Source organism: Streptomyces sp. AV19, assembly GCF_015999245.1.
Classification (GTDB): domain Bacteria; phylum Actinomycetota; class Actinomycetes; order Streptomycetales; family Streptomycetaceae; genus Streptomyces.
In genome coordinates this window covers 104,605-114,547 of sequence record NZ_JAEAMR010000019.1, presented here as the reverse complement: position 1 = coordinate 114,547, position 9,943 = coordinate 104,605, and the positions used below count along the sequence as shown (strand labels likewise).

Annotated in this window: 8 protein-coding genes; 5 read left to right on the top strand and 3 right to left on the bottom strand. The window is 68.9% G+C overall.

Going from position 1 to position 9,943, the window contains the following annotated elements; translation table 11 throughout:
- Position 1: 1 nt before the first annotated feature.
- On the bottom strand, positions 2-301 hold the full coding sequence (locus I5Q34_RS26940; protein WP_199895029.1) for a hypothetical protein: 300 nt from the start codon (positions 299-301) through the stop codon (positions 2-4).
- 130 nt (positions 302-431) lie between these two features.
- On the opposite strand from I5Q34_RS26940, the gene I5Q34_RS26935 reads away from it, so the two are divergent.
- The 4 genes from I5Q34_RS26935 (at position 432) to I5Q34_RS26920 (ending at position 4,005) form a co-directional block, all read left to right on the top strand.
- Positions 432-1,613, top strand: coding sequence for a helix-turn-helix transcriptional regulator (locus I5Q34_RS26935; RefSeq protein WP_234429599.1), 1,182 nt, complete (start codon positions 432-434; stop codon positions 1,611-1,613).
- Positions 1,610-2,074, top strand: coding sequence for a GNAT family N-acetyltransferase (locus I5Q34_RS26930; protein WP_234429598.1), 465 nt, complete (start codon positions 1,610-1,612; stop codon positions 2,072-2,074). The genes I5Q34_RS26935 and I5Q34_RS26930 overlap by 4 nt, the downstream gene beginning before the upstream one ends.
- 84 nt (positions 2,075-2,158) lie before the next feature.
- A complete protein-coding gene (locus tag I5Q34_RS35885) occupies positions 2,159-2,908 on the top strand; it encodes a ParA family protein (RefSeq protein ID WP_277965761.1) in 750 nt (249 codons plus the stop codon).
- Positions 2,908-4,005: a ParB/RepB/Spo0J family partition protein gene (locus tag I5Q34_RS26920; RefSeq protein WP_199895028.1), complete on the top strand. Its 1,098-nt coding sequence runs from the start codon at positions 2,908-2,910 to the stop codon at positions 4,003-4,005. The genes I5Q34_RS35885 and I5Q34_RS26920 overlap by 1 nt, the downstream gene beginning before the upstream one ends.
- Before the next feature lie 1,085 nt (positions 4,006-5,090).
- Here the strand turns inward: I5Q34_RS26920 and I5Q34_RS26915 are convergent.
- Positions 5,091-5,642, bottom strand: coding sequence for an XRE family transcriptional regulator (locus tag I5Q34_RS26915; RefSeq protein WP_199895027.1), 552 nt, complete (start codon positions 5,640-5,642; stop codon positions 5,091-5,093).
- Positions 5,643-5,893: 251 nt separating this feature from the next.
- Between I5Q34_RS26915 and I5Q34_RS26910 the strand changes: the two genes are divergently transcribed.
- A complete protein-coding gene (locus I5Q34_RS26910) occupies positions 5,894-6,532 on the top strand; it encodes a hypothetical protein (RefSeq protein ID WP_199895026.1) in 639 nt (212 codons plus the stop codon).
- A gap of 150 nt (positions 6,533-6,682) precedes the next feature.
- Here the strand turns inward: I5Q34_RS26910 and I5Q34_RS26905 are convergent, their stop codons facing one another.
- Complete coding sequence (locus tag I5Q34_RS26905; RefSeq protein WP_199895025.1) at positions 6,683-9,202, bottom strand: DEAD/DEAH box helicase; 2,520 nt, start codon at positions 9,200-9,202, stop codon at positions 6,683-6,685.
- Positions 9,203-9,943: the final 741 nt, after the last annotated feature.

Genomic DNA, 9,943 nt, shown 5'->3' with positions numbered 1-9,943 from the left:
TTCATGCCCGACCAGCAGAAACCCAACGATCACATTCGGAATGCGGATGGCTTCTCAGGTCAGGCCGGCGTGAGCGGTGCTCGGTTTCAGCCGACGGCAAAAGCAGCGTCACATGGCCGGACAACAGGCCGGCAGTCAGCGCCAGGGCCTCGGGCACGAACTCGGCTCCCTGCGGAACGGGCTCCAGGGCCGTGGCGATGGTCTGCTGAATGCCTTCGACGTCGATGGGGGCGGTGCCGTCCGGGCCGTCGGTCCGAGCGCTGTAGTGCCGACAAGCGGGCGCGGGGGTCGCGATGGGCATGAGTTCGGCCTTCCTGTCTCTGAGCACGTCGGCTCACGCGAGTAGCGTGGGTCAACACCACCTCCTGGACTAGGAGTTCACCGCCCGCTGCTGCCCGCAGCCGTGCGGGCACAGCGGACACGGGATCCCCATGGATGACGAGACCTTCGCCCAGGCGCTACGCCGCTTGCGCGGCAACCTCTCCCAGCGCGCGCTGGCCCGGCTAGCCCACTGCGGCAAGAGCTACATCGGTGATCTGGAGACCGGACGCCGTCATCCGTCGCCGGAGTTGGCCGCCGTGCTGGACCGTGTACTGGACGCCGGCGGGTACTTGGTCCACCTGGCGATGGCTCCGGCTGCGGCCGATGTGCTGCAGCGGGCCGCCGCCCTGCAGCAGGGGCTGGGCGAGCATCTGGCCGCCGGCCCGATGTCGGATGCGGGCGTCGAGGACTGGGAGTACACGGTGGAGCGGCATGGCCGGGCGACCCGCTACCGGTCCGAGCGCCCGTTGCTGGGTGAACTGGTCGACGACTTCGCGGTGCTGCAGCCCCTTCTCTCCCCACGTCAGCGCCATTCCTCTTCCGTGCGGCGCCGGCTGACGGTCGTGGCCGCCCGCCTGTCCGGGCTGATGGCACTGACGCTGCTCAAGTCCGGTGAGCCGATGGCCCGCGCCTGGTGGCGTACCGGCCGTCAGCTCGCAGGCGTCGCGGAAGACCGGCCCACGTTGTCGTGGATCTACGCGCAGGAGGCGTACCAGCAGTACTACAACGGTGATATGTACGGGGCGGTGGAGCTCGGGAACAGGGCTCGGAGGCTGGCGGGGGGTCTGCCGTGCGTGGGACCGGCCCTGGCCGCTCCTCTCCAGGCCCGGGCATACGCCGCTCTGCACCAGGCCGGCGAGACCGCCGCGGCCTTGGCCGAGGCGCAATCAGCGCTGGACAGGCTCGATCCCGCCGAGCGGACCGCCTCCGCCTTCGGGTACTCCGAGAGCCAGCTGCGCTTCCACGGCGGCAACGCCTGGACGCATCTCGGCGAGACCAGGCGTGCGCGCGAGAACCACGAGCGAGCCCTGGAGCTGTACCCCGCGTCCGAGCTCACCGACCGTGCGCTCGTCCAGCTCGACCAGGCGGTGTGCCTGGCCTCGGACGGCGACACCGCGGCCGCAGCCACTCACGCGGTCGCCACCCTCACCGCCCTGCCCGAAGAACACCGCAGCGCCCTGATCGTCTACCGGGCCAAGGAGCTGGCCACTACCGTGCCTGCGACGCGGCAGAAGCTGCCGGAGGTACGCGAGCTCCACGAGATGCTGGCGCTGCCAGGAGGGGAAGGATGAACGACACCATGCGCATCGAGCAGGCCGTCGAGCAGGACGCGGACGCCATCGCACAGCTGATCGGCGAGATCGAGTCCTACTACGGCGGAGCGAACGTCGCCGCCGACCCGGACCAGGTCCGTTCCCAGCTCTTCGGAAGTCAGTCCGCCGCCACCGTTCTCCTGGCCCGTGACAGCGGCGGAGAGATCCTGGGCATGGCCTCCTACAGCTTCCTCTGGCCCGCCGCCGGCGCGGACAGCTCGCTGTTTCTCAAGGAGCTCTTCGTCTGCGAAGGCGCCCGGCGTCGGGGCGTTGCCACCGCCCTCATGGGTCAGGTCCGCCAAGCGGCGGCGAGGGCCGCATGCAACCGAGTGGAGTGGACAGCCGACAGAGACAACACCAGCGCCCTCGCCTTCTACACAGCCCTCGGCGTACGACCTCACGATGGCAAAGCCTTCTACCGCCTCGGTCAGGATCACTAGCCCGTTGGGCGCCGCCAACCGCCTCGTCTGGTTTACCGCGGTAAACCAGACGAGGTCTGGCCGGGCCATTCAGTCGATCTGTGTATGTCCTGGTCAGAGCGGAGGCCAGGCTTCTGGCATGATGCCCTCTGCCCGAAGTACCGGAACCATCGGGAAGCAAACGGAGCATCAATGCCAGCAAGCGTTTACGTTGTATCGATTGACCCACAGGCATCCACGGTCTGGTGGGCGAATCGCATCACGGATTTGCCCTTCGACTTCTCCCAGGAGCATGAGACTCCGGAGAACCTGCAGATCCTCAAGGACACAGGCGCCAAGGTCCACGTCATCGCCAACCAGAAGGGCGGGGTGGGCAAGACCACCACGACGCTGAACCTGGGAGCTGTAGTCGCTGACGTCCTTAAGAACAGCAACAAGGGACTTCAGCACGTCTTCATCGACACCCCCGGAAGCCTTCAGGACGAGAACCTCCTTCTGGAGGCGCTGAAGTACGCGCACGATGTCATCGTGCCCATGCCGCCTGAGGGCCTCGCCTTCGACCCGACGGCCCGGACCATCCAGAAGGTCATCGAGCCGTCGGGCCTCCCCTTCACGGTCGTGATCAACAACTGGGATCCCCGCGACGGGACCGCGGACTTGGTGGACACCCAGGAGTACATCGACGCTCAGGGCTGGGCTCGCACTCGGACGGTAATCCGTAGGTACAAGGTGCACACTCGGGCCTCCGTCGAAGGCCGTGTCGTCACCCAGTACCCGAAGAACAGGGTCGCTATGGAAGCCCGCGAGGACTTCTTCCGCCTGGCCCTCGAGCAGGGGTACGGGGGTAACGTCTGATGGCCGGCCGCCGCACCAGTCTCGCCTCGCTCGCTGGCCAGAAGGTCGACGACGTCCCGGGCCGCAGCGACCCGCTGCTGTTGACCCTCCCCCTCGACAAGCTCGTGCCGACCCGCTTCAACCCGCGCCGGAACTTCGGCTCCGAGGACGACCTCAAGGAGTTCGGCGAGAAGCTGGAGAAGCGCCAGTTGCAGCCGGCTGTCGTCGTCTCGCGCGCCGCCTATCTCAAGCTCTGGCCCGACGAAGCGCCCCACGTGGGCACAGCCTCTTACGTCATCGCCAACGGTGAGCGCCGGTACCGAGCGTCGCAGGCTGCCAGCCGTAAGACGCTAGACGTCGTACACAACGAGGACGTGGCGAAGAGCCGGGCCGACTTCCTCGATGCCGTGCTCGCCGAGAACAACGACCGGGAGGACCTCGACCCGATCGAGCGGGCCCTCGGTATCGAGACCATGGTCAATGAGCTCGGAGGCGCCGACAAGGTGGCCGAGCACTATGGGAAGACCAAGGGCTGGGTGAGCCAACAGCGCAAGCTCCTGAAGCTGACCGCCGAGCTGCAGGATCTCGTCTCGTCCGGCGACATGCCTGTGCGCGTCGCTCGCGACATCGCGGGCCTTCCGGCGTCCGATCAGCAGCCAGCGTGGGAGGCCGAACAGCAACGCCGAGCAGCCGCACAGCGCGCTCCCCGGCAAAAGCGGGCACCAAAGGCGTCCGAACAGCAGAGCTCCTCGCGGTTTACCGCGGTAAACCAGAAGAAACAGCTGCCCTCAGCCGACCCGACGACGCCTCGGGATAACCCCACCGAACGGCCACCCGGCTTGCCTGCGCAAACGAGTACCGAAGGCGCAACCGGCCAAGTAAAGGGAGCCGTACCTGCGGTACCTGCGGCTGCTGAGCCTTCGCCCGGCAACGAGCCCGTGACGGTAGAGCCCTCACCGACGGCCATCGTGATCCCCTCACGCTCCCCCGCTGATGTGGTAGAGACACTTGCCGCGCAGCTCTCACCGCAGGACCTGGCAGAGGTTGCGGAACTACTGCTCGACCAGGTGAGCGGTGGTCACAGTGCTGCCGAAGCAGCGGCGCCCGCCACCGTGTAACTGCTCTTGAATGAAGCCGACGTCCCGGTGTCCTAGGTTCCTCGCCACTGGGGCATCGGTGTTCCTCCTGGGGCTCCCTGTCCCGTCTCTACGCATGCCTCACGCCGTGTTCGATGCGAGGCCCGGCCACGCCTCAAAACACGAAAAGGCCCGGTTCCCGGGAGTGTCATGAATCAGGTGGGCGCCTGCTCAGAAGGGACCCCTGATGGACACGCACCTACCCTGACACAAGCCGCATAAGCCGTGTTCAGCTTTCAGGGGGAAGCCCCCTGGTCTGCCACCGCCCCCACCTGCCCGCCGCCCTGCACCAGGCCCTGCAAACGGCCGAATACGCCGTTACCGCCGCCTTCCCCGCCGCACGCTGCCACTACTACGGCACCACCGCCGTCGAACCTTCGCCTGCGAACAAGCCCGCCCGGCCGGCCAACCGGTGGCTCACCCTGCCCGCACTCGACCGCCTCATCTCCTACGACAGCCCCACACCCTGCACCACCCCGTGCACACCGCCGCCGATCGCCTGGCACCACCGCCCACCGCCCGCCACCCGCACCCCTCACCCCGCACACCGCACAGCACGTCGCCCACCGCCTGGCCACCGCGACCGCCCACCCCCGCCTGGCCGCAGCCGTTGCCGCCACCCTCTTCACCGGCGCCTCCCTCCAGCAACTCGCCACCGCACGCCCTCACGACTACGACGACGCCGCGAACACACTCGCCCTGCACGACCGCACCCGCTACACCGACGGCTGCGCCACCCACCCCGTACCGCTGTGGGCACGCACCTTCCTGAACGCCGCCGTGTGCTTCGCCCGGCTCACACCAGGCGAAGAGCATCATCTGCTGGCCGACCCCCGCGACCGTGCCCACCTCTTGCGCGTGGCGGAGGAAGCCAAGCTCCGCCCGTCTCAACCGCCCACCGACCAGCGCACCAGACCTGTCGGCCGCGTCGAGTGGGACTGGCACGAACGCAGAGAAGCACAACGCTACGCAGCGCTGCTGCCCACACCCCGGCAGCCGTCTTCCCGCCGAGACCCCAGGCCCTGACACCGAGGCCCGGCTCCACCAAGCCATACCCACCCCCGAGGTCAGCCGATGGAAAAGTCGGCGAACTCCACATCGGTGAAGGCGACTACCAGACCGTGGGCGCGCCGGCCCCCGTCCCGGAAGTAGGCGTGCCCCAAGGCGCGGGCGAGGATCACCAACTGCTGCTGCTCGCCCGCGCCGGCATCCTGGGCCGCAAACAGCTCACGGGCCACCGCCCCCGACAGATGCTGGGTGATCAGCCGCCTTCGCGGGTCATCCGACGAGCCCGCCGCAGCAGCGAACCCAAACCGCGCCCGGGCATGGAAGACAAAGCCATCGGCCTCAGCCCGGGCCTGCTGCCGGGCACGTACCCGGGGCTGCCACCGCGCCCTGACCACCGCACTGATCCTCTGCGCGTGTTCACAGCCGGGGCGGCGCCTTATACCCGGCCGGGAGGTGACCCACCTTTGGACCGTGCGCTGAGAGACCCCCAGAAGACAAGCGACGCCCTTTGTCGAGCCTTCCGACTTGATCAGGAAACGCACAGCGGCCACACCAACCGGCACCGGCCGCGTACACAACGCCCGTTCCAGCCCTTCAGCGATCTCTCCCACGCCCGCGGCCCCCATCCCCGTCCCTCCGCAAGACAGCCACGGCATAGCGCCGTGCCCAGCCCAAGATCTCCCACAAGCCCGTTTCCCGGGCCAGTTCCGACGAGCGCAGGACGCAGCTCACGATCTTCCGGTAAAGACCCCCCGCACGGATGAACCACTGGGCGGCTGGGCGTAGTTCGTTCTTGACCTATGGGGTGTGGGGTGGTGTGGTCGGGTGTGTGAGGGCTGCCGCGATCCGTATGACTCGCCCGATGGTTGAGGTGCTGCGTCTGCTGCTGTCGGTACCGGCGGATGATCCGCTGTGGGCGGGGAGGATCGCTGTGTCGGCGGATGTGGGGAAGAGTACGGTTTCGCAGGTCCTGGCCCGGCTCACCGCGCTGGGCTGGGTCACGCGCTGCGGGGAGGAGGGTCCGCATCCGGGGCGTCCGGCGCGGGTGTTCTACACGCTGTCGCCCAAGGGGCGTCGTCAGGCCGAGGTGGCGCTGGCCGCGCGGGATACACGCAGCCGGCGGAATGAGGCCGGCGACCACCAGGAGGCAGGCGAGCCGAGCACCCGGCACGCACCCGAAACGCAGCCTCCCGCACCCAGGATGGCGGGCCACTGGCCGATCCGCTTCCCGACTCAACTCGGCACGACCGCAGACGAGATGAGTGTCCGGGAGGAGGACGAGATCCCTGAGGGCCTGGCTGCACTCCAGAAGGCGTGCACCACGCTCAGCGCCGTCAACCGAAGCCTCACCAAGGAGGTCTTCGCGCAGGCCGTTGCCGATCCCGCCCACGCACGGCACTATGAGAGGCTCGTGCGAGCCATCATCGTTCAGTCCAGTGAGCTCCGTAAGAGAGCACAGCGCGCCCCTCACGCTCGGACGGGCGGTGGAGGCAACGGCTGACCCTCATCGCCTGCGAACATGCGCCTTCTGGCCATAGTTCATTCTTGACCTGGGCCGCAGTTTCGCACTGGTAGCTTGATGACGAGCCGCACACGCATGACGAAACCCAATGTCATTTTCATGACGACCACCAAGTGACGGCGATGGCCATCACGACCACCGCATCCCGATCGCGGAGAGTTGTTCCACCCGCTTCGGCGTGAGCGCGGCGGCCCTGCTGCGCTGGTTGCTGACCCATGCGCCCAGGCGGAATTGGAGCTCCCAGCCGTCCTCGGAGAGTACGGTCTCGACGTGCTTGCGGGGTACTTTCAGGTGTCCCTCGCGTTCGAAGAACTGGCGGGCGGCGGTGAGGTTGGCGGCCCATTTGTCGGCCTGTGTACGGCGTGGCTGCGGTTTCTCGTCTTCGCTGGCGGGTTCGATGCCGAGGACCTGTTCACACAGCCATTGCTGGACGCCTGTGAGGCTGTCCCAGCCGAGCCGGACCGAGCGGACCCACCGGCCGAGGTCTTCGCCCTGGTGCACGACGTCGCCCGGCGATGTGGGCAGCTGGCCGCTGGCCTCGAGGTGCTGGCGGGTGAGGTGGAAGGCGCGTTGCCACTCGACGGGCCAGGTGGGGCACCAGGATGGGTCGATGTCCTCCAGCTGCTCGCGCCGCTCGTCCGGCAGGGCCCCGGCCGATGACTCCACGGGCAGGCCTTCGGCGCGCCGTCGTTCGTTCTCGGCGGCCTTGCGTGCGGCGGCGCGGGCGTTCTTCAGCCAGATGCCGACCTTGTAGCCCTGGTAGGTGGCGTTCAGTGGCGCGAGCAGGTGCCCGTTCGTCTCGGCCCACCCGCGCGCCGCCGCGAGTCCTTCCTCCCATGCGACGTCGAAGTGGGACCACACCATGCCGAGCTTCTCTAGCTGCTCGATGCGGTCCTCGTCCATGGTCCCGCGGGCGTAGAAGCGGCGGGCGTCGGCGATCCACTGCCCCAGCGGGAAGTCGGCCAGCGAGGCCGGCCACCCCTCGGCCTCAACCGCCTGGTCGCCACGGCCGGGCACGCGGTACGTGAACGGCACCTTCAGGTCGCCGTGCTCGCGGGCGTAGATGACGGCGGCCTCCACCCCACGCCGCCAGTGCTCGTGCTCCGGGTTGAGGACCCGCAGATTGATGAACGCGGCCAGCTGCGCCGGGTCACGCGGCGTGGAGAACTTCAGCAACTGCCGGGCAGGCTTCGACGGCCCGCCAGCCCCGGTCCCCTCGCCCCGGCTCTCCTGCCCGTGCGGACCCTTCTGGACGGGCTTGTAGGCGCTGGGGGCCTGCTGCTGCGCCAGCTGCTCCACGACCCGGGCGTCGTGCGCCCTGAGCGCCTCCAGCAGTTTCGCCAGGCCGCCGAACGCGCGGCTGGTGAGCATGTTGTCCGCTGTCTCGCCCGGCCCGAGCAGGACGGGCACCACGAGCGAGGCGATCTTGCCCTCGCCGGGCTGCATCCGCAGCGCGCGGCCGACGGCCTGGACGAGGTCGGGCATGGAGCCGCGGACGTCGGCCCAGTAGACGGAGTCGCAGTGCTTGGTGTCGACGCCCTCGCCCAGCACCTTCACCGAGCACAGGAAGCACTTCTCCACGACCGTGCCGTCCGTGGCGATCCCGTCGGCGAACTCGCCCAGGAGGCGCCGGCGGTGGAGCGGTTTGTGCTCGCCGCACAGCCAGTCCGCCCAGATCGTCCTGGGGTACAGCTCGGGGTGGGCGGAGTGCAGCTGCGCGGCCACGCCGGGGAGGCCCGCCGCGAAGGCTTCGGCTTCCTTGACGAGGTGGTGGAAGACGAGCGTGCGCCGGAAGCTCTCCTCCGAGGACGCCTTCAGCAGCGCGGTCTGGAGCGCGGCGAGACGGGCCCCGCGGACCTCGTCCGAGCGGCCCTCAGCGCCCAGGAGCTGGGCGGCCTGGAGCTGGGTGTCGGTGATGTCCACGCACACCACTTGGTACGGCGCGCAGATTCCCTGGTCGATCGCCTCCGACAGCGTCAGCGTGTAGCAGCGCGCACCGAACGGCCCGTCCGGATCGTCCTCCATGCTCGCCACCAGCTCGCCCGGCGCTCCCTCGGAGTCCTCGTCGAGCTGCCACAGGCGGGGCGTGGCCGTCATGTAGAGGCGGCGCAGGGACGGGATGCGGGTGTTGTCGTGGACGACCGCCCACGGCTTGCCCAGCCGACCGGAGGTCCGGTGCGCCTCGTCGACCACGATGAGGTCCCAGCCCGGAAGGCCAGCCTTGTGGGCGCGCCCCAGTGTGCCGAGCCCGAGGGAGGCGTACGTGGCGAACACGGTGACCTTGTCGAACGGCCGCACCCAGTCGACCAGTTCCTCCACGTCCGTGGTGTTGGGGAAGGACACGTCCTCGCCCCGAAGGGACGAGACCCCGATCATCGGGCCCGTGCGGCCTGCCTCGCGCCACGCGGCCTCGGTCTGGGTGAGCAGGTCTAGTGAGGGGACGAGCACCAGCACACGGCCCGCACGGAGCTTCTCCGCGCTGCGGGCCGCGACCCGGGTCTTCCCGGACCCGGTCGCCATGATCACCTGAGTCCGGAGCCCCCTCTCGGGCGCAAGCGGTCTTGCAGGCAATTCGAGGGTACGGACAACCGCGTCAACGGCTTCCTGCTGGGCCGCCTCACGCTGATCGGCTCGGCTCGTGGTCGACATATCCGTCTGCCTCCTCCTGGGCTCGTACCTGGGCAGGAAACGGGAAACCTGCACGTAGTGGGCGCGCAACCGGCTACGGTGAACCTCACCGGAACCGGGTCACAGCCTCGGACCAGTAGCGGGGAAGCGTGATCGGAAACCGGTCCAGCTCCCTTAGTAGTGCTGCTCTCTGAGTCCAGAGTCTATCTCGGACTTCAAAGTGAAGCATCTAGAACCCTGAAAGTCCCTCGAACGTGGCTATATTCCGTTACTGTTGCCTTACGAGCACCCCCCAAAGCAGCTTGACGGCCGGTCAACTTGGTCCCGCGCCCACGGGTCCGGGCCTCTCCTTGCCGCCCCTCGGACCGTCAAGCGCGCCACGCCCACCCTCTCCCGTAACCAGCGTTTTTGGCGGCTGGAGCGCAGCGGAGGCCACCGGCCCGGGCAACGCCCGGGCGCGGGCCGCAACGCGGCCCGCTTTCCCTGCAGTTGGCCGGTCGCGCGGAGCGCGTCCGGCTGCGGTGAGCGGAGCGAGCCGCCTCCGCTCCCGCGGAGCGGGAGCGGAACTCCTGCGCGAAGCGCAGGAGTTCGTTTCTCCGGGCGCAGCCCGGAGGGACCCGCGGAGCGGAGGCGGCTCGCTCCGCTCACCGCAGCCGGACGCGCTCCGCGCGCCCGGCCAACTGCAGGGAAAGCGGGCCGCGTTGCGGCCCCCGCCCCGGGGGTGGCCCGGGCCGGGGGCGCCCCGGGGGGGCCCCCCCCCAA